Source organism: Neobacillus sp. PS3-12 (genome assembly GCF_030915385.1).
GTDB lineage: Bacteria > Bacillota > Bacilli > Bacillales > Cytobacillaceae > JAEVLT01.
Genome location: NZ_CP133268.1, coordinates 3,172,213 through 3,192,895 on the forward strand (window position 1 = coordinate 3,172,213; position 20,683 = coordinate 3,192,895).

At 38.8% G+C, this 20,683-nt stretch carries 15 protein-coding genes, 1 other RNA gene and 2 pseudogenes; 3 read left to right on the forward strand and 15 right to left on the reverse strand.

The genetic code is table 11. From position 1 onward, the window contains the following. Nucleotides 1-4: 4 nt before the first annotated feature. The 11 genes and pseudogenes from RCG17_RS16190 to RCG17_RS16240 all read right to left on the reverse strand — a co-directional run bounded on the left by RCG17_RS16190 (nt 5) and on the right by RCG17_RS16240 (nt 11,502). On the reverse strand, nt 5-1,561 hold the full coding sequence (locus RCG17_RS16190) for a 2-isopropylmalate synthase (RefSeq protein ID WP_308171180.1): 1,557 nt from the start codon (nt 1,559-1,561) through the stop codon (nt 5-7). After that, the gene (ilvC, locus tag RCG17_RS16195) at nt 1,545-2,579 is read right to left on the reverse strand and encodes a ketol-acid reductoisomerase (RefSeq protein WP_308171181.1); all 1,035 of its coding nucleotides are present in this window, start codon (nt 2,577-2,579) and stop codon (nt 1,545-1,547) included. The genes RCG17_RS16190 and ilvC overlap by 17 nt, the downstream gene beginning before the upstream one ends. Before the next feature lie 27 nt (nt 2,580-2,606). After that, a complete protein-coding gene (gene ilvN, locus RCG17_RS16200; protein ID WP_308171182.1) occupies nt 2,607-3,128 on the reverse strand; it encodes an acetolactate synthase small subunit in 522 nt (173 codons plus the stop codon). Continuing rightward, complete coding sequence (gene ilvB, locus RCG17_RS16205) at nt 3,125-4,849, reverse strand: biosynthetic-type acetolactate synthase large subunit (RefSeq protein WP_308171183.1); 1,725 nt, start codon at nt 4,847-4,849, stop codon at nt 3,125-3,127. The genes ilvN and ilvB overlap by 4 nt, the downstream gene beginning before the upstream one ends. 508 nt (nt 4,850-5,357) lie before the next feature. Continuing rightward, nucleotides 5,358-7,025, reverse strand: coding sequence for a dihydroxy-acid dehydratase (gene ilvD / locus RCG17_RS16210; protein ID WP_308171184.1), 1,668 nt, complete (start codon nt 7,023-7,025; stop codon nt 5,358-5,360). A 419-nt stretch (nt 7,026-7,444) separates the two neighbouring features. Next, nucleotides 7,445-8,167, reverse strand: a complete 723-nt coding sequence (locus RCG17_RS16215) for an exonuclease domain-containing protein (RefSeq protein WP_308171185.1) — start codon at nt 8,165-8,167, stop codon at nt 7,445-7,447. Between the two features lies 1 nt (nt 8,168). Continuing rightward, entirely contained in the window at nt 8,169-9,155 is a 987-nt protein-coding gene (locus RCG17_RS16220) for a DUF294 nucleotidyltransferase-like domain-containing protein (RefSeq protein WP_308171186.1), read from the reverse strand. A gap of 73 nt (nt 9,156-9,228) precedes the next feature. Continuing rightward, nucleotides 9,229-10,526, reverse strand: a pseudogene (locus tag RCG17_RS16225) (ammonium transporter). Between the two features lie 196 nt (nt 10,527-10,722). Next, a pseudogene (locus RCG17_RS16230) lies at nt 10,723-11,048 on the reverse strand (MerR family transcriptional regulator). A gap of 48 nt (nt 11,049-11,096) precedes the next feature. Further along, entirely contained in the window at nt 11,097-11,348 is a 252-nt protein-coding gene (gene fbpA, locus RCG17_RS16235; RefSeq protein WP_308171187.1) for a Fur-regulated basic protein FbpA, read from the reverse strand. A gap of 16 nt (nt 11,349-11,364) precedes the next feature. After that, nucleotides 11,365-11,502, reverse strand: a complete 138-nt coding sequence (locus RCG17_RS16240) for a hypothetical protein (protein WP_308171188.1) — start codon at nt 11,500-11,502, stop codon at nt 11,365-11,367. Nucleotides 11,503-11,696: 194 nt separating this feature from the next. On the opposite strand from RCG17_RS16240, the gene RCG17_RS16245 reads away from it, so the two are divergent. Then, complete coding sequence (locus RCG17_RS16245) at nt 11,697-12,662, forward strand: bile acid:sodium symporter family protein (RefSeq protein WP_308171189.1); 966 nt, start codon at nt 11,697-11,699, stop codon at nt 12,660-12,662. Nucleotides 12,663-13,107: 445 nt separating this feature from the next. Here the strand turns inward: RCG17_RS16245 and RCG17_RS16250 are convergent, their stop codons facing one another. Further along, complete coding sequence (locus RCG17_RS16250) at nt 13,108-14,100, reverse strand: NADPH:quinone oxidoreductase family protein (RefSeq protein WP_308171190.1); 993 nt, start codon at nt 14,098-14,100, stop codon at nt 13,108-13,110. A 186-nt stretch (nt 14,101-14,286) separates the two neighbouring features. On the opposite strand from RCG17_RS16250, the gene corA reads away from it, so the two are divergent. Then, the gene (gene corA, locus RCG17_RS16255; RefSeq protein WP_308171191.1) at nt 14,287-15,237 is read left to right on the forward strand and encodes a magnesium/cobalt transporter CorA; all 951 of its coding nucleotides are present in this window, start codon (nt 14,287-14,289) and stop codon (nt 15,235-15,237) included. A gap of 177 nt (nt 15,238-15,414) precedes the next feature. Further along, nucleotides 15,415-18,168, forward strand: coding sequence for a dynamin family protein (locus tag RCG17_RS16260; protein WP_308171192.1), 2,754 nt, complete (start codon nt 15,415-15,417; stop codon nt 18,166-18,168). A 46-nt stretch (nt 18,169-18,214) separates the two neighbouring features. Here the strand turns inward: RCG17_RS16260 and RCG17_RS16265 are convergent, their stop codons facing one another. From RCG17_RS16265 to RCG17_RS16275, 3 genes are all read right to left on the reverse strand, one after another. After that, entirely contained in the window at nt 18,215-19,177 is a 963-nt protein-coding gene (locus tag RCG17_RS16265; protein WP_308171193.1) for a D-2-hydroxyacid dehydrogenase, read from the reverse strand. 160 nt (nt 19,178-19,337) lie between these two features. Beyond that, nucleotides 19,338-19,532: non-coding RNA, 6S RNA (ssrS, locus tag RCG17_RS16270), on the reverse strand. A 187-nt stretch (nt 19,533-19,719) separates the two neighbouring features. Further along, on the reverse strand, nt 19,720-20,520 hold the full coding sequence (locus RCG17_RS16275) for an SGNH/GDSL hydrolase family protein (protein ID WP_308171194.1): 801 nt from the start codon (nt 20,518-20,520) through the stop codon (nt 19,720-19,722). Nucleotides 20,521-20,683 lie beyond the last annotated feature (163 nt).

Genomic DNA, 20,683 nt, shown 5'->3' on the forward strand with positions numbered 1-20,683 from the left:
TTGTTTAATATAATACATCTGCTTTTTTTATCTGACTTTGATTAAAAAAGAAACGATTCACTGCGTTAAGGAATGCTTTAGCTGATGCCTCCAGCAGGTCTTGAGATGTAGCACGACCGCTTACTGCAATCCCGTTAACAGTCATTTCTACGTGGTTCTCAACTAGCGCATCACGCCCCTGGCCAATTGATCTTAAATTAAAGTTGGTAACATGAATTTCTTCCTTAACTAATGCTTCCATTGTGTTGAACAGAGCCTCGACACTGCCTTTGCGGCCAGTGCGGGCAGTTTCAATCCGTTCACCTTCAGGATTGGTTAGAGCAACCGTTGCAGTAGGTAGGTTGCCATTGCCAGATCCGGAGTGAACCTGGAAGGCAACAAGCTCATATTTTTTAACATCAACAACATTCGTTTGAATGTCAGTTAAGATGGTGAAGATATCTTCATCTGTTACTTCTTTCTTATGGTCGGTCAGCTTTTTGAAGGAGGTGAAAGCTTCTTGCAGCTGTTCATCTGAAAGAGTAAAGCCCATTTGCTCGATTTTATCTTTAAAAGCATGGCGGCCAGAGTGTTTTCCCAAATATAATTGATTGGATTTAATTCCTACCAGTTCGGGAGTGATAATTTCATAGGTTGCAGCATGTTTCAAAATACCATCCTGGTGGATTCCGGATTCATGTGAAAAAGCGTTCCTGCGAACAATGGCTTTGTTAGGGGCAACAGCCATTCCGGTAAATTTGCTGACAAGGTCACTTGTACGTTTAATTTCACTTAATACAAGATTGTTTGTAAACGGGAACTTATCCTTACGGATGTTTAATGCAACGGCAAATTCCTCAAGTGACATATTGCCGGCTCGTTCGCCAATTCCATTTATCGTGCCTTCTACTTGAGTTGCACCGTTATGGATTGCGGAAAGTGTATTGGCTACCGCCAAACCCAAATCATTATGGCAATGGGCAGATAAATCTACTTTGTGAATATTCCGAACATTTTCTTTAACATAATGGAACATATGGCCATATTCTTCTGGTGTAGAGTACCCGACTGTATCAGGAAGCATGATGACAGTTGCTCCAGCGTCAATCACTTTTTCAATAATTCTAACAAGAAAATCAAGGTCGGATCGGGAGGCATCTTCTGCCGTCCACTGTATATTAGGAAATTTCTTTGCAGCATATGACACCATATTAACGGCGAGTTCGATAACTTCCTCCGGTGTTTTATTCAGCTTGTATTGCATATGAATAGGGGAGGTTGCAAGAACAATGTGAAGCCTGGGTTCTTGTGCTTCTTTTAAGGCATCCCAAGTAATATCAATTTCGGACTGTAACGCACGGGCCATGCCTGCTACCGAAGTATTTTTTATTGAACGAGCAATCGCTCGTACTGCTTTAAAATCACCTTGGGAGGAAGCCGGAAAACCGGCTTCCAGTATATCTACCCCAAAGCGTTCTAATTGTTTAGCTATTTCAAGTTTTTCTAGTTGGTTCAAATTCACTCCGGGTGATTGTTCACCATCGCGAAGCGTTGTATCAAAAATGTTAATTTTTTGACCCATTAACCACCACTTCTTTCTTGGACGATACAGATTGCTTGATAAATGGCATTAATTTACGAAGCTCACGGCCAACTACTTCGATTTGGTGGTTATTTTCACTACGGTTAACTGCTGTAAACTGTGGACGTCCAACTTGGTTTTCTAAAATCCAGCCTTTAGCAAATACGCCTGTTTGGATATCTGTTAAAACATCCTTCATGCGTGCTTTTGTATCTTCGTTCACAACGCGTGGTCCTGATACGAAATCGCCCCATTGTGCAGTATCAGAGATCGAATAACGCATGTTTTCAAATCCACCTTCGTAAATAAGGTCAACGATCAACTTAATTTCATGCAAACACTCGAAGTAAGCAATTTCAGGCTGGTAGCCAGCTTCAACTAATGTTTCAAAACCTGCTTTAATAAGGCTGGTTAAACCGCCGCAAAGAACTGCTTGCTCTCCGAAAAGGTCTGTTTCTGTTTCTTCTTGGAAGCTAGTTTGAAGAATACCGGCACGGCCTGCGCCAATACCTTTTGCATAAGCAAGAGCAATATCTTTTGCTTGACCAGTGTAATCTTGATAAATAGCGTATAAAGCTGGAACTCCTCCGCCTTCTGTATAAGTTCTGCGAACAAGATGTCCTGGGCCTTTTGGTGCAACTAAGAAAACGTCAACGTCAGCTGGAGGTACGATTTGATTAAAATGAATGTTGAAGCCATGGGCAAATACTAGGGCATTGCCAGCTTTTAGGTTTGGTTCAATGCTTTCTTTGTAAACTTTTGGTTGAAGTTCATCTGGAGTAAGGATCATGATTACGTCTGCAGCAGCAGTAGCTTCAGCTACAGAAACAACTTCTACGCCATCTTCTACAGCCTTGTTCCATGATTTTCCTTCTCTTAAACCAACGACAACATCAAAGCCGCTTTCTTTTAAGTTAAGTGCGTGTGCATGACCTTGAGAGCCATAACCAATGATTGCAATTTTCTTTCCTTCTAAAACCTGTTCTTGAATATCGCTATTATAAAGTACTTTTGCCATGATTAAATTCCATCCTCTCGAATTCGATTATTTTAATATAGAAAAGGTTTGTAACTCACTTGATTGTGGCTGCTGGCCGCGTAAAAATGCGGTTAAGCCAGTTCTTGAAATCTCTTTAATACCATAAGGGCGGAGAAGCTCAAGTACCGCCTCAATTTTATCCGGCTTTCCAGTAACCTCGATTGACAGGCTGTCTTTGCTCACATCGATAATGGAAGCACGGAATGGTTCAATGATAGCGTTAATTTCTCTGTGAAGCTGTGGATTGCTGGAAACTTTAATGAGAGCAAGCTCTCTAACTACAATTGCTTTATCGGTAATGTCTGAAACCTTTAAAACATCAATTTGTTTATTCAATTGCTTTGTTACTTGTTCAAGTTTTTGTTCATCTTCCACTTCAACGGCTAAGGTCATTTTTGAGACTCCGACAATCTCTGTCGGACCAACGGAGATACTCTCAATGTTAAATTGCCTCCTTAGCAAAAGGCCGGTAACCCGATTTAAAACACCACTTCGATCCTCAACAGTAAGAGTTATGATGCGTTTCATGGTTTCACCCCAATCATTTCATGATGCCCTGCTCCAGGGGCAATCATCGGATAGACATTTTCCATAGGAAGAACACGGCAATCTACTAATACAGGGCCATCATAAGCAAAGATTTCAGGAAGAGTGGTAATAAGATCTTCCTTATTATCAATCTTGTATCCCTTAATTGAGTAGCTTTCAGCAAGCTTCACAAAATCAGGCTGTGAGCATAGGATGGATTCAGAATAGCGTTCACCATGGAATTTTTCCTGCCATTGACGAACCATTCCAAGAGCACCGTTATTGACAATAACAATTTTAATTGGCAGGTTTCTTTCCTGAACTACCGATAGTTCCTGCAGGGTCATTTGAAATCCTGCATCACCAACAATGGCAATTACTTGACTATCTGGTGCAGCAAATTGTGCCCCAATGGCTGCAGGGAAGCCAAATCCCATTGTTCCTAGTCCGCCAGAAGTTACCCAACGATTTGGTTTGGTGAAAGAGTAGTATTGGGCTGCCCACATTTGATGCTGGCCAACGTCCGTCGTTACGATTGCATTGCCATCTGTAACCTTGTGGACTGCTTGAATTAACCATTGTGGACAAATCGCTTCCTGCTGTTCTTGATACCATAGAGGGAATTGTTCCTTTTTCTTATCAAGAGCTTCCAGCCAATCAAGATGATCTGGTGACTTGTCAGCGTATTTATTCAGTTCTTTTAACGCTTCTTTGGCATCGGCTACAATCGGGATTTGGGTAGCAACGTTTTTCCCGATTTCCGCAGGATCAATGTCAATATGTGCTACTTTTGCATTTGGCGCAAAATGCTGTAGATTTCCAGTCAAGCGGTCATCAAACCTGGCCCCGATGTTAATCAACAGATCGGATTCATACATTGCCATATTTGCAGCGTAGGTTCCGTGCATGCCGGCCATCCCTAAAGAAAGAGAGTGGTTGCCAGGGAAACTTCCTAATCCTAAAAGAGTCGTTGCTACTGGAAGTTTATGCTTTTCTACTAATTCCAGTAGTTCTGTTGAAGCTTTAGCGTGCAAGATTCCAGCTCCAGCAAGAATGACGGGCTTTCTTGCATTTCCAAGAGCCTCTGCAAGCTTCTTAATTTGGAGCGGATTTGGTTTTGTTGTTGGCTGGTAGCCAGGAAGACTAAATTTGCCGTCAGCTGGTTCACCAGGTAATACGCCCGCTGAAATATTTTTTGGAACATCCACCAATACAGGTCCTGGGCGGCCGGTAGAAGCAATGTGAAAAGCCTCTTTTACAATTCTAGGTAAATCAGCAATCGATTGAACCTGGTAATTGTGCTTTGTAATTGGAGTTGTGATTCCAACGATATCTGCTTCTTGGAAGGCATCTGTTCCAATTACGCTTTGGCCAACTTGGCCAGTAAAAATGACAAGTGGTAAAGAATCCATCATTGCATCAGCGATTCCAGTTACCAGATTGGTAGCACCAGGTCCGGAGGTAGCGATAACGACCCCAGGTTTTCCGGTAATACGTGCATATCCTTCAGCTGCATGTATGGAACCCTGCTCGTGGCGGAAGAGAACGTGTTCGATTTTACCTTTTGCTTTATAGATAGCATCATAGATTGGTAGAACCGCACCCCCTGGATACCCAAATAACATGTCTACACCTTCATTTATTAATAAATCAATGAGAAGATCTGCACCTGTCTTTGGAGCTGCGTTAGTCTTGTAATCCGGTTTAGCTTCTACTTTCACGAAGTGATCCCTCCTTAATATGTTTAAATATTTGAAAAACTCAGCTGGCGGCTGCGTCTTTTAACAAAATACTGGCATTTATCCTAAAATGAGTAAGCTGACTTTTTAGCAAAAGAAAAAGACCAATTCCCATCCGAATAAACTGCCTCTTAGCAGATTAAGCGGGGAGAAAAGGCCTTTGCTTTTCACGGTACCACCCGATTTTTACAGTATCCTCACGAATACTGCCTTATGAAGCGATCTCAACATCAAAACCGCTTCTTTTTGTAACAGGTGCCGCATGAGTACACCCGATTGAACCTATTAGGATAAAATCCGTTCAGCCCAACACTCAGGGATGATGTCAGAATAAGATGTAATACCAGGCTTCCAGCAACCCCGGCTCTCTGTGAATACATATTCTTATTCCTTTATTCCCGTCATCGATTTATTGATAATTTTATTTTTTTTGAAAATTTATTTTTCAATGTTATCAGTTTATTGTGAATTTGTAAACAGCTATTTTTAATTATATTTTCATGACCCCGCCAGTGTTGGCTGAAGTTACAAGTTTTGCATATTTTGCAAGGTACCCAGATGTAATTTTTGGTGCAGGCTTTACCCAAAAACTGCGGCGTTCATTAAGGACTTCTTCATCAACCAAGAGTTCAATTGAACGTTCCTGTAGATCGATTAGAATTTGATCACCGTTTTGAACGAGGGCAATAGGACCGCCTTCTGCTGCTTCAGGTGAGATATGTCCAATTGAAATACCACGGCTAGCTCCAGAAAAACGTCCGTCTGTTATTAAGGCAACTTCCTTATCTAAGCCACGGCCAGCGATGGCAGAGGTAGGTGCAAGCATTTCCGGCATACCAGGACCGCCTTTAGGACCTTCATAGCGGATTACAACAACATGGCCACTCTGAACTGTTCCGTTATTAATGGCTTCTTGTGCCTCATCCTGTGATTCAAACACAATGGCCTCACCAAGAAACTTTTTAATCGATGGGTCAACAGCTCCAACTTTAATGACACCGCCATCAGGTGCAATATTACCGTAAAGAATTGATAACCCGCCTACAGGACTATATGGGTTTGTTCTTGGTCGTATGACTTTTTCATTTAAAATTTTTGCATCTTTTACGTTTTCGGCAAGGGTTTTGCCTGTGATTGTAATGCAATCTTTATTCATTAAGCCCTCAATTTGGCATAATTCATTAAGAATAGCGCTGACTCCTCCGGCATTGTGAACATCATTCATAGAAACGTCGGATGCAGGCATAATTTTAGCCAAATATGGAACCTTTTCAGCAATTTTATTAATTTCGTGCAAATCGTACTCAATTCCCGCTTCGTGTGCAACGGCTAATGTATGCAATACTGTATTCGTTGAACCGCCCATTGCCATATCAAGAGCAAATGCATTATCGAATGCCTCTCTTGTCAGGATATCGCGAGGTTTTATATCATTTTTGATAAGATCCATTAAATGTTTGACTGCTTGGCGAATTAATTGATGTCTTTCTTCAGAAGTAGCAACGATTGTTCCGTTGCCTGGAACAGTCATTCCCAAAACTTCCATTAGACAGTTCATGGAGTTTGCAGTAAACATACCTGAACATGATCCGCAAGTAGGACATGCTTTTGATTCAAGTTCGAATAGCTCTTGCTCATTAATGGTTCCGTTATGGAAAGCTCCGACGCCTTCAAATACAGATGTTAGAGAAAGGTTTTTTCCGCTTGAGGAAACACCTGCCTCCATTGGACCTCCAGATACAAATACGGAAGGGACATTGGTTCTGGCTGCTGCCATTAACATCCCTGGAGTAATCTTGTCACAATTTGGGATGTAAAATACACCATCAAACCAATGGGCATTAATAACTGTTTCAGCACTATCAGCAATAATTTCCCTGCTTGGAAGGGAATAGCGCATTCCGATATGTCCCATGGCAATTCCATCGTCAACACCAATTGTATTGAATTCAAACGGAACCCCTCCGGCTTCACGGATTGCTTCTTTAACTATTTCTCCGAAAATATTAAGATGTTTGTGCCCGGGGATGATATCAATATATGAATTACATACACCGATAAACGGTTTATCTAAATCACTTGTTTTAACCCCTGTTGCATATAATAGACTGCGATGCGGGGCGCGATCGAACCCCTTTTTAATCATATCGCTTCTCATTTATGGCTGCCTCCTATTTCAAAAGGGTGGTTGCTGTGATAATAGAACCACAATCACCCGTGCGGATACTCTTTTTTCTTTTTCGATTAATTGAAGGCCCTTGATATAGAAAGTCTTCAAAAATAAAGGTTTTATTAGCGATATCATAACTCTATTCAGTAATGTGGTCAATATTAATATCTGACAATTCAAAACACTCAAATTCATTGATAGCGTTTACAATATTGCTATAACAAGGAATATTCTAAAATAAAAAAATAAAAAAATTTTTCAAAATCATATATATTCTTTTTTTGTAGTCTGGAAAAAGGTGGGACAAACTCTCTATATATCAACAAATTAATCATGCCTTTTAAAATTATCAAAAGTAAAAAGAACGATATTTTACTTTTTTTATATAGCTTTTTTTAGTTTGTATATTACTTCTTAGCAATTCTTTCATACACTTCTCTTAAATTTTCGATTCCCATTTCCTGTGCCATTTTTAATAAGATGCTCCATACTTTTGCCGTCATTTTTGCATCTCCAAGCGCATGATGTCGGTCTTTTATTGCCACTTCGTACTTCATACATATTTCATCTAAAGTTAATGGCTTAATGACAGGAGTGAATAACCCTACTAGAAAAGAAGTATCAATCAAACGGTGCTCAAATCGAGTTCGCCATATATCCCATGTCATTTTTTGCATAAAGGCTTTTTCGTGATTGGAATGATGGGCCACAAGAACTCTGCCATCAATAAACTTGTAAAACTTCATCAAGACATCGGATGCCGTGGGGGCTGAGGCCAACTCGTCATCGTGAATATTAGTCAGGGTGGATATCTCTGGAGGTATCGGTTTATCCGCTTTTATTAAAGAATAGAAGGAAGAGGTGTATTCCTCCTCAATTGCTGACCCGCACATCTTGATTGCCCCAATTGAGATGGCTTGATCACCTTTTTCTGGAAAGAAGCCTGTTGTTTCCATATCAAAAATAACTACCTTTAATGTTTCGAGGGGAGTGTCGAGGCTGTTTTTTTCTCTTAATTCTTTTTGAAGCTGCCGAAGGAATGATATATGCTGGGGGCTTGATTGACCGCGAATTCCTGCATAAATTTTTGAATTGAATTTACCTGACATGTCTCTGAAAAATTGGAACAACTCATTCGCCCCCATAAAATCCTTCCTTTTCTATTAATCTTCTTAGATGATTACCAAGTGTAATAACCGCTTTAAGAATTTCTTTTAATTCCTTCTTCTGCGCTTTGGGTAATTTTGTAATATCTACATAATGACTTGCTTCATAATCTGAATGATTACCATATAATAGGCGATACTTTAATAGTGTTGAAAAATGAAGCTTGTATGTTTCTTTTTCTTCTTTTGAAAAAATTTTATCTGAAAGCTGGTTGATTCTTGATAGAGTAGAGGTTTCGAAAATATTTTCTTTTATTGCTAAAAAACGAACTGAATTGACAAACGGGATTAGGGTTGTTTCCTTCAAATTAAGCTGTCCACTAAAGTTGCCATGTGTTTCAGCTAAAAGTTGCCCCAAAACGCCGATTCCTTTTTTGAAATAAAGCGTATTATTGTAGATTTGTGGGAGAAGTTTGTAGATTTGAATCGTCATAAAGGAAAATTGTTTCAATTTGTGTATATATTGCTTTTCACCATATAAGGTTCGGCTGTCTGTAAGGATCAGTAAATTGCGAATCGATTCCCAGCTCTTCTCTTCGGCCCAGTCGCTGATTTGCTGCTGCCATTCCAAACGGGACTTACACCATGAGGGATTATTTGCCATTACATCACCATGACAATATTGATAACCTGCCTGATTTAGTCCTTTAGAGATTGCGCTTCCTAAATGTAAAAAATATTTTTTGGCACGCTGGTCCTTTTCTTCATATATAATTCCGTGGTCTTGATCGCTCCAAATACCTTGTTCAAAGCGACCTGCACTTCCCATGACAAAAAAAGAGAAGGGGGAAGGGATCGGTCCAATTTCTGTTTCTAATTTTCTAAGAGAGATCCATATTACTTGCATCATGATTTCATCGTGGAATTGATTTAGCAGGAAATGATCATGAAGATAATCATTCATTTTGAGATCTCGATATTTTTTAATGTCTTCGTAGGAGCCAATGCCCATCCGGTTCCCGCCCTTCAATAAATAAAAAAGTGGATAGCGGTCACCTGTTCGCGGGTGACCGCCATTTATAAGATTACGCCTCTGTCTTCGCCCTTAAGGGCTCGCCAATCGGCGAGTTTTCTTTATGCTTTAATAATTCTGGATAACCGTAGCTTCCGTGTTCACTCATATCCAAGCCGATAATTTCTTCTTCTTCTGAAACACGAAGTCCTTTCATGGCAGCTTTCATTGCATAGAGGAGGATGAATGAAGCAATGAATGCGAAGAGACCACACGCAATAACTCCCATTGCTTGAACGCCAAGTTGGTGCCAGCCGCCTCCGTAGAATAAACCAGGACGGCCAACAGTTGCTAATTCTTTTGTTGCAAAAAATCCATTTGATAATGTTCCCCAAACTCCTGCAGTACCGTGTACAGACAAAGCTGCAATCGGGTCATCAATTTTGATTTTTTCAAAGAAGCGAATGCTATAGAATACTAGAATTCCAGCAATGAAACCAATTACAACGGCTGCCCATGGAGCAACAAAACCACAAGATGCGGTAATAGCAACTAATCCTGCAAGTGCGCCGTTTAACATCATTGGTACATCTGCTTTTCCTAAGACGATCCAAGAAATAATCATTGCTGCAACTGTACCGGCAGCAGCACCTAGATTAGTATTGAGAGCAACGTATCCAAAAAAGCCTTTGTCAACGCCTAATGTGCTCCCTGCATTAAATCCAAACCAGCCTACCCATAACAAGAGTACACTTAAAGCTGTAAAAACCTGGTTGTGCCCTTCGATACTGTTTGCTGAACCGTCTTTATTAAACTTACCGATACGAGGTTTCAACAGAATCGTTGCCGCAAGTGCCGCTGCTGCCCCCGTTAAATGGACAACTGTTAACCGGCAAAATCTTGTTTTCCGTGTTGGGCCAGCCAGCCGCCGCCCCAAATCCAATGTGCGATTGGAGGATAAACGATGATAGAAAATAATACCGCAAATACTAGGTATGCACTTAATTTAGCGCGTTCTGCAAAACCGCCAAAAGCGATTGTTAAAGAGATACCAGCAAAAGCGAGCTGGAACATAAAGAATACGGATCCTGAGAGTGATAGTCCTTTAATATCATAGCCTGAATAAACGAAATGAGATAATCCAATTATTGAATTTAATGAATTTCCGTTACCAAAAGCTAAAGCGAATCCTACGGCCCAAAAGATGAGCGAACTAATCGAAAATGTAAGAATTGTTTTACCGGCAATATGCCCGGCATTTTTCATTCTTGTTGATCCGGTTTCAAGTAGGATAAAACCACCAATCATTAAAATGACAAGAACTGCACCTACCATTGTCCAGAGACTATTCATTAGAAATGTAGTATTCATTCTTACTCCCCCTTCAAAAAGCTATGTCAATTTTTATTACATTATTGATAGTTGTATTTTTACATTTTTATCATTTTGATTCTATAAGTGTGTGAGATTACCTGACATGGTTTTTGGAATAGGTGGGCGAAAAAACACCCTCACACATGAAGGGTGAAGGTGTTTTAGAGTTTTGGAGTGTAAGAGTTTAGGGGAGTTATCTTTTGCGCACCCCGAATTGGGCGTTTATCTGGCCTTGAATCATTTGGCGGCGAACCTCTTGCTCGTCACGTTTTTTCTTTTCACGTACCATTTCAAGTCTAATTTCATGTGTTTGTATTCCATCTTCGATTTTATTGGCGATATCCATTAGTAATTCGACGTCTGTAAAGGAGTATTTTCGGCTGCCGCTGGGGATCTCTCGGGGAAAATGAGTTTCCTTTCTTCGTAATAACGTATTTGCCTTTCGGATAGGCCGGTAAGTTCTCTAACAATTCCTATTGTAATTACTTTTTTGTCCTTGTAAGATGCTTCACTTCCCATTTTTAGCAATCACCACCAAGTTTACGATTGTATTCATGTTATATTAAATTAACTTGATATGTTACATTTTCTCACATAATTCATGTTTTTGAAAATATTTTGACTTATTTCTTTTCGATTTAGGTACATTTTTTGGTCTATCTCTTGAGGTTTAACTGCTCGTTTATAGATCACTGCCAGTTCACTGACAGTAAGTTCTGTTAATTCTTGTGGGGTCTCTCTTTGGAGGTTGGCATCAATAATTTTTGTTATATAAAACTGCTTTACTTGCTCGATAGCAGTACGTAAATAATTTGACATGGAATACACCCCAATTTTAAGAATTTTGTATTCTGCGTAATAGCTCAGGTGCACGTGAGCCGAGTGCTTTTAATAATTCTTCATATAATTCCTCTCGTAATAAATCGAGATGAACAATTTTTTTGGCTAAATTTACTTCATTTTTTCGATACATATTTAACCATTCCTTCCAAATTTGGTATCGTATTTTTTATTTAGAATAATGTATTTTCTGACATCTGTCAGAGATGTTGTTAGAAAAACTAACAGTTTTTTTGCTGCCCTATTGGGACTAATATAAATTGATTTTTTAAGTAAAAAAGATACAATTGAAGGAATATGATAAATAAACACTTGGAGAGAACAAATATGCTGCAAACACTCAACAAGAGTCTTGAAAAAATAATGCCGTTGATTACTCCTACTGGTGTAGTGCTTGGGGTATTACTTGCATCCTATCTAAAAGATTTTGCTTATTTGATTCCATATATTTTTGCATTTATGACGTTTGCAGGAAGCTTAGGCTCAAACTTCACATCGTTTAAGGAAGCCGTCAGTCATCCGGTTCCTATTTTTGTTGCCCTTATTATGCTTCATGTTGTTATGCCACTCTGGGCACTTGGAGTTGGGCATCTGACTTTTAATGGTGATTCCTATACCATAACTGGGTTGGTTATGGTAATGCTGATTCCAACGGGAATTACTAGTTTTATATGGGCATCCATATATAAAGGAAATATCGCTCTGACATTATCAATCATTCTAATCGATACCATGCTATCGCCATTTATTGTTCCGTTTACACTATCATTGATTGTCGGTCAAAAAATTGAGATGGATGTTTGGGGAATGATGAAGGGATTGTTTGGAATGGTGGTTATTCCTTCGCTTATAGCAATGTTGTTAAATCAACTAACGAAAGGGAAGTCAAAAGAGGTTTTAGGTACTCCGTTAGCACCTTTTTCAAAAATAGGTGTAGGAGTTACCGTCATGCTGAATGGTGCTGTTGTTGCTCCTTATTTGAGGAATGTTAACTTAAAGTTGGCAGCAATTGTGCTGGTTGTGTTTTTTGTAGCTTGTACAGGTTATTTGTTTTCCTTCTTAGCAGGGAAGCTTCTTAAGAAAGATAGGGGAACCGTTGTTTCGCTACTTTTTACGTGTGGAATGAGAAATATAAGTGCAGGTGCTGTAATCGCAGTTTCCTATTTTCCACCTGCAGTAGCGGTGCCGGTTGTAGTGGGGATGCTGTTCCAGCAAGTATTGGCATCCTTAAACGGTGCAGCATTGGATCGATATTTTAAACGTCAGACTCAGAAGCGGAGTCTGACGGCTTGATGAATATTTAAATATGAAAAAACAAAAGCATGTGCTATGAACATATGCTTTTGTCAGATTGTCGAGAAACCCAATGGCACGAGTAAGCCCAGGGTTCGGACACAACTATGGAAATTTTGCTTCCCTTTGTCCGAAGATGTCCTGACTTTAGACACACCTGTGCTAAATTCGGCTTCTTGTGTCCGAAGATACCCTGACTTCGGACACAACCGCAATAGTTTTCGATTTTTGTGTCCGAAAACCAGATTTCTAACTATATACTTTCTCAACAGTCAGACAAAGCACACGCTATGAACGTATGCTTTGTTTTTTCTTATGACATATTACAATTTATACATAGTAAATATAAAAATAAATTGTAGAAAAAACACAAAATATTTCCTGGAAAATTTGTCATTCGAACTCTAAATCTAAGATTTTGTTGAACTGTGGAACATTAAAAAAACTAAAGTCGAACGATTGTTCTTCCTCGGGCTTCCCCTTTAAGAATCGAGGATAAGGAAGATGGAAGTTCTTCAAGAGAGACCTCTTTATTGATGTTAACTTCTAGGTTAGCTGGTTTAAAGTCAGAAGCCATCCGTTCCCAAATTGTTTTTCTCACCTCCATTGGACAATAGACAGAATCGATGCCTAATAGGTTAACCCCGCGAAGGATGAAGGGAAATACAGTTGTTGGTACGTCTGTACCGCCTGTTAGACCACTCACCGCAACAGAGCCATTATAGACGATCTTGCTTAGAATGGATGCAAGAGTTTTCCCGCCAACAGGATCTACTGCTCCAGCCCATAACTGCTTATCTAACACTTTAATTTTTTCTTCTGTTACCTCTTGGCGAGATAGAACTTCCTTTGCGCCTAATTCCTTAAGATAAGGGTGTTCCGTTTCCTTGCCAGTACTGGCAATAACCTCATAGCCGCGTTTTGCTAGAATTGAAACCGCCAAGCTGCCCACACCGCCAGTAGCACCGGTTACCAGAACTTTTCCTTTTTTCGGGTTCAAACCGTTTTCTTCTAAACGATGTACGGATAATGCTGCTGTAAATCCAGCAGTACCGTAGATCATTGCTTCTTTTAAGCTTAGACCACTTGGCAGCGGAACAATCCAATTAGAAGGGATCCGAGCGTATTGACTATAGCCGCCATAATGGGAAACACCAATTTCATAACTTGTAGCAATGACCTCATCTCCTTCTTTGAAGCGGGGGTCCTTTGATTCAACCACAATCCCAGCCATATCTATACCTGGTATGAAGGGATATGAGCGAACAATTTTACCGTTTGGGATGCTTGCTAATCCATCTTTAAAATTAACACTTGAGTAAGCAACTTTGATGACAACATCCCCGTCTGGCAGGTCATTAAGGTTAATATCTTTAATTTCTACAGAAAAATCCTCATCCAATTTATTTACCATTAATGCTTTGAAAGACTTGTCCATTGTTAAAACTCCTCTCAATTGGTTATTAACGTTAAGTATAGGAAAAATGCTCCACTTTAGCAATTAGTTGTCGTTGTTTAATTCTTTCATTGGTGAATTCAATTTCCTTTTTGTAAGGATTAATTTTTGTTATCATGAATAAAAGACTTACTTAAAATGCTTCGAACAGAAAGAGGGGAACTCAAAATGATCCATACTTATGCTTTAACTCAAGATAATATCTTAAAACAAGATATTGAAATCAACCAAGTATACTCCCCTGAATATAAGTTTTTTTGGGTTGACTTTGACCAGCCGACTGAACAAGAAATTCGCTTACTTACGGATTTTTTTCATTTTCATCCATTAGCCGTTGAGGATTGTTTACATTTTATTCAAAGGCCAAATATGAATTTTTATGATAATGTCTTGTTCTTTGTCTTGCATTCTCTAAATCAAAGCTCGTTAAAATGTGAGGAAGTAGATGTCTTTGTTGGCGATAAATTTGTCGTTTCCTTTCATCTCCAAAATGAGCCAGCGTTTAAAGAAATAAGCAAAAAGGTAACTTCACAAAAAGACATAAATAAAGTCGGACCGCTGTTCATCCTGCATACGATTATTGATGAGCTAGTCGATCATTATTTTCCAATCATGCATCAAATTGAAGATAAGCTTACTGCGTTTGAAGAGAATGAGGCAAGAAGCAGAAAAATTATTGATGAGATTTATGATATCCGTGGTGACTTGATTCGGCTGAGAAAAACAATTTTTCCAATGAGAGATTTATTGTATCGAATTATGAATTCCGATAAGATTCGAGAAACAGGGCAATATCAGCAATACTTTGCAGATATATATGATCATCTGCAGAAACTGTCGGACATGTTAAATGAAAATCAAGAAGTAACCGCTGATATGCGAGAAAATTTTATGTCCGTGCAGTCATATAAAATGAATGCAATTATGATGACTCTTACTGTGTTTACAACGATCTTTATGCCGCTGACATTTATCGTTGGCGTCTATGGGATGAATTTTGAGTATATTCCTGAATTACATTGGAAATATGGATACTTCTATGTTTGGGGATTAATGGTCTTCATCGCAATTGCAATGAGTGTATGGTTCTATCGAAAGGGATGGTTGATGAATAAGTAAAAGGTTGATTGTTTTGTCTTTAAAATGAAATACAACTGAAATGTCTTTAAAAGAATGGTTTGTTAGAATCAGATAATTAGGACTTATTTTGCGATCATCCTGCGAATAGTATATGGAATAATTGTGCGTATTTTCCATATGAATGACAGAAAAGTGCTGCTATTGGAGGGGGAAACAATGACTTTAGACAGTCAGTTAATAAAAAAAGCTTATTATGAAATGTTCATAAATGAACATGAGGATCTTCATCCAGTTCGTGTGTTAGGTGAACTTTTTCAAGAAGAACAGCAAAAGGATGTGCCTGATTTATCGTATATTCGTTTTGCACAGGGTGAAGTTTACTTTCATCATAAGGATTTTGAATCAGCTATATTCAAGTGGGGCAACATCACGAATGAATTGGAGCCATGGGCAAAGAAAAATATGGGGGATGCCTACTATGCTCTTGGACTTCTTCCTACTGCAGAAGATCTTTACAAATCTATTCAATCCGATAATCTCACCTTAATGACAGAAACAGCCTTACAACTATTTTCATTGTACATTGAACGGGGCAAAACAGATGCAGCTTCACAGATTATCAAAAAAACAATCGTGGAAAATCCGGATTATCCTGACGTAACGGAGCTTGCACGTGCTTTTTTTGAAGAACACCAGGATTATGCCAGTGCGATAGAATTGGCGGTAAGTGAAGCGGTTCGAACTGAATCGGTTCAATGGTTTGATATCCTTAAAACCTATATCGATCAAGGTGTAACAAACATGTTGGCACCAAGCTATTTTAGCGAAACGCTCCGAGTGTTATACGGATTAGATCATATAAGGTTTGAGACCTTAGTGCTGACAATTTGGAATAGCTATAAGGAAGAGGAGACTTATTTTTCATGGCTGCAAGAATTGAATCAATTGTTATTGGGATTGGATTTGAGCCGGAGCGATTCATGGCCTGAACTTTCAAGAATTTTAAAAAATACGTATTTTGCTTTAATTGATGGAAAATATCTAATCAACCAGCTGCAAGACCTTGTGCCGGGATTATTAACCAATTGGGTCAGGATCACAGATTCCACACAGGCTGTACTAGCAGCAACAGCTGTCATGTCCTGGGCTGAACTTTTTCCTGCTAGTATCGCATCATCGACAATGAGTGATGCTGAGAATCTTTTCAGCCATTCTAAAAAGACGGTGAATGAATTTAATGAATGCATTCACTTATTTGAATCCATTATGGATTGGGCTGAGTTCCATGATATGGGTGCTAACTTAAGGTTAAAATGGACTCTATCGCAAATCCTTAATTTTGAAACGGATTATCTGTTTATTGCCGGACTTAGTGGAAGCGGGAAGTCCTCCTTTGTCAATTTTGTTCTTGGTCAGGATCTCTTACCTGAAGTGTCCACATCCTCTCTGGTCGTGTTTAAAGACGATGAGGATTTAAAAATCAATGAAATAACAGATTGGGAAATAGCTGGACTAAGTGACATTTCTGATTTTCAAGAAAGATTACAACGTCGTCGAAATGCATTAGAATCGATTCTTGAGTACAAAGAGGAAAACCAATTTTTAAACGAAAATCACCTGGCAGTTATGGATACTCCGGCATTAAGCGGTAATCCATATGAACAAAACGAAGTGCTAAAATATTTAACCATTGCGGATGCCATTCTTTTTGTATTAGATGCAACTGCACCATTTACAGAAAAGGAACAAACGATTCTTTCAAAGCTGCATAACTATGCACCAGAAGTTCCTGTACACTTCTTGTTAAATAAAATGGACTCGATCAGTAATGAAGATGAAGCGATAAGGATATTTGAAGAAACAAGTGCAACGATTCATTCTTATTTGCCGAATGCAAAAATCTTTGCCTTTTCCTCTCATTACGATCGCAATCAGCAGCTTAGTGATTTGAATGAATTCATGAGGTCAATCCGAAATACAAAAAATCGAGAAGATCAACGATTATCCAAATTACTGACGTTTATACGTTCGACGATCACTACGCTTTTACAAAAACGAATTGATGTTGAAAATCAAATGATGGAATCTGTTCAATGGAATGAAGAGATTGTCATAAAATTAAACGGCGCATTAAATCAATTAAGTGATGTAGAAGTGCAAAAAACAAAAGTCATCACAAGGTCTTATCGTTTGATCAAGGAGTCGGTTCAAAAGGAAATCTCCGAATCCATTCCTAAGCTGCTTCGGGAATGTGCCAAACTAGTTAAGGAAGATAGCAATTTTAGCAGAATTCATCTTGAACTGAATGATGAGATGAATAAGAGAATACAAGATTACTTGGAGAAAACAGTTCTTCCTAAATTTTATCAATCACTTAATGGCTGGATCGCAGCTTCAAGGAATGAGTTTGAACAAGGGCAATTATTCTTGGATGAAATGGCAGAGGGTTTTAATACCTTGTATGGTGAAGAGAGAATTAAATTCACCTGTGACTTTAAAGTCCTGGATGATTGGCGCCGTGATATGGATCGAATGACAAGCAGGCTTCAATTGGAAAATGTAAATATTCTTCTGCGCCGAACGCCTTCACAGCTTTTAATAAAAAGTGCAGGTAAATTATTTGGTGCCATACAAAATAAATCAATGCTGTTTAACAGATATAAAACGTTTATTGAAACAGAGGATTATTCTGAAGCTACTGAACTTGTAATTAAGCAGTTTTTCCAGCAGTTTGAGTTATTTGAAAAATCACTTGAACGGGATATTACGATGTTCTTTAGAGATCCGCAAAGTGAACTAAGGCAGGCGGCTGAAGATTCTCGTTCCGAAATTGAAACAAACAAAGAAGGCCTTCGAAAAATGAATACGAATCCAGAACTGTACCGTGACCCGTTAACATTGTTTGAAGTGAAGCTTCGTCAATTCGAGTGGATGACCGTTTCCGGAAGAGGAGTTAGCTCAATTTCATAGGAATAGTAAAAAAAGGAAGATGTTAGAAGCATCTTCCTTTTTTACACTAATATCCTTTGGAGTAAGAAATTAAATTAATACCTGGTGTAATCCCAGCAACATAAGTTTTTAAATTAGGAATAAAAATGTTTTCTAATACTCTCTGATTATAATACTCGGTAGATCCTGCCGAATGTGGAGTGATAATAACATTATCCATTTCCCACAGGGGGTTATCTTCACTTAATGGTTCTTTTTCAAAAACATCCAGCCCGGCTCCGGCAATCACTCCATTTTGTAAGGCAGCAATTAAATCCTTTTCAACGACAATTTCACCACGGCCAATATTGATAAAGAAAGACTCAGGCTTCATTTGATTAAATTGCTCTTTCGTAAATAAATGACTTGTTTCTTTAGTTAATGGAAGGGTTATGACAACATAATCACACTGTGGCAAAATTGTATTTAATTGGTCAATCGTATACATTTGATCGACATAGTCCTCAGGTTCCCCTGAACGGCGGACCCCTAAAACCGTCATTCCAAATGCTTTGGCGATTTTAGCTGTTTCTTTTCCAATCGTTCCAACGCCTATAATACCAATTGCTTTTTTGTGAATTTCACTTTTTAAATTAGAATGATTCCAAGTCTTCTCTTGTTGATTTTTCACATATGTATGGATTTTTCGGGTTAAAGAGAGCATCAGTGCAAATATTGTCTCCGAAATCGGAAAGGTGTGGACACCATTGGCACTTGTTAATAGAATGTTTTTCGCTGCTAATTTTTCCAGGGGATAGGAATCAACCCCAGCACTCCATGTTTGCAGCCATTTAAGCTTCGAGCCATCCTGCAGACAATCCTTTTCCATTCCCTTTTTCCACCCGGCGACTACTTCAGCATCCTTTAGATGCTCCTCCCAAATATCTCTGTCCTTTCCTGTAATAAGGTCCCAATCGGGAATGATTGTTTTTATTTGTTCAAGATGTTTCTGCTCAACCTCATGCGTAATGACTAATTTTCTCTTTGGCATTTTTGCTCCCCCAATCATATCTTATACAGTTATCATAATGGAAATTTTAGGAATAGTTTAACTATTTGCTTGATGGTTTCCTGCCCGCACACCCGTGACTTCAGTCGTGGGAGGTTCAAAAAAAAACCAGTCCCATTTGGAACTGGTCTTTAATGCTTTTTAAGGAGCCGCATTTGCCGTAGATAATATAAGAAAGTTTTAAACCACCACTCCTCAAAGTGGGTGTTCGCAGAAACTATCCTGCATGTCCTCCATGTCTTGTAGACAGAGGCTTGTCATTCCTGTTTCAATTAAAACTCCCTTTTACAGCTTAAAGGTTAAAACTTTATTATGATTACGAACAACGCAGCTTATGAGATTATATTACTACAAACATATTGTAAATTCAATGTAAAAAGAAGCCAAATTGATTTAAATTTCTGTGACGGAATGTTGTTTCAAAACAACATACATATTTAGTGGAAAATAAAAAAAGCTGCTCTAACTGCATAGCATTCAGAGCGAGCCCATCTTCCTTTTCATTCAAAATTAACTGGTATGCTTTACCTTTTTAAGGGAAGGCACTTTATATGGTCTTCTTTTTCAGTGCGTTTAAGAGTCTTCAATGCCTGGTCCCCTAGTTTTGCGAGAGCTTTATGTCCGGCAAGAGTTGGGTGAACATCCCCAGGGATAATGAACTTTGCCTGCTTCCCATTAAAGGCTGTATAAGCATCAGCTAAAAGAGAACCAGATTGGAACGCAATTGGTGCAATGATCTGCGAATTAACATCATTAATAATTTGTTCTCCGATCATATGTAGAGAACCAAAGATTGGGTCATTTGCTCCAAAAGGATTATACATATTGTAAAGGATGATAGGAGCGTTTGTTTGCATTTTTATTGCCAAAATAATCGCTTTTAAGTTTTTGGCTAAATCCTGCTCCGCATTAAATAACTTTAGTTGAGCCTCAGGTGATGTTAAATCAGGTAGTGTAGTTGGTGAACCCGTTAAGCCCGCAGCTTTTAATAAATCATCGCCGCCAATGTCCAATGTTACAACATCAGCTGATTTTAATGAGTTTTTAAATGGATCTGTGCTTAAACCAGTGAGTAAATCAGAAGATGTCCAACTTGGTACCCCTAGGTTTGTTACATTGAAATGTCTTTCGCCTATTAAACTTGGAAATGCATGTGGCGATGGCTGCACACCGATTTGGTCAGGCAGGTGATAGCCAAAAGTAATCGAGTCACCAAGGGAAACAAGGTTTGGTTGTTCCTTTTTTTCTGCGGATGCAATCGATGAGAAAATGGTACTTAGAGCTAAAACAACGATAAGTAATACTGATAACCGCTTTAATTTCAAATAAACGCCTCCTTATAGGAAAATCTGTCTAGCAAGTCAAATTATAATCGATTAATTTCAGAATATTCAATCGTTATCAATCTACAAATTCTGCGTGTTTGATTAGAAGTAGGTTAATCGTGCCCATGCTAGAGGAAAAAGCAAGAGGAAGGGAACGAAAAGA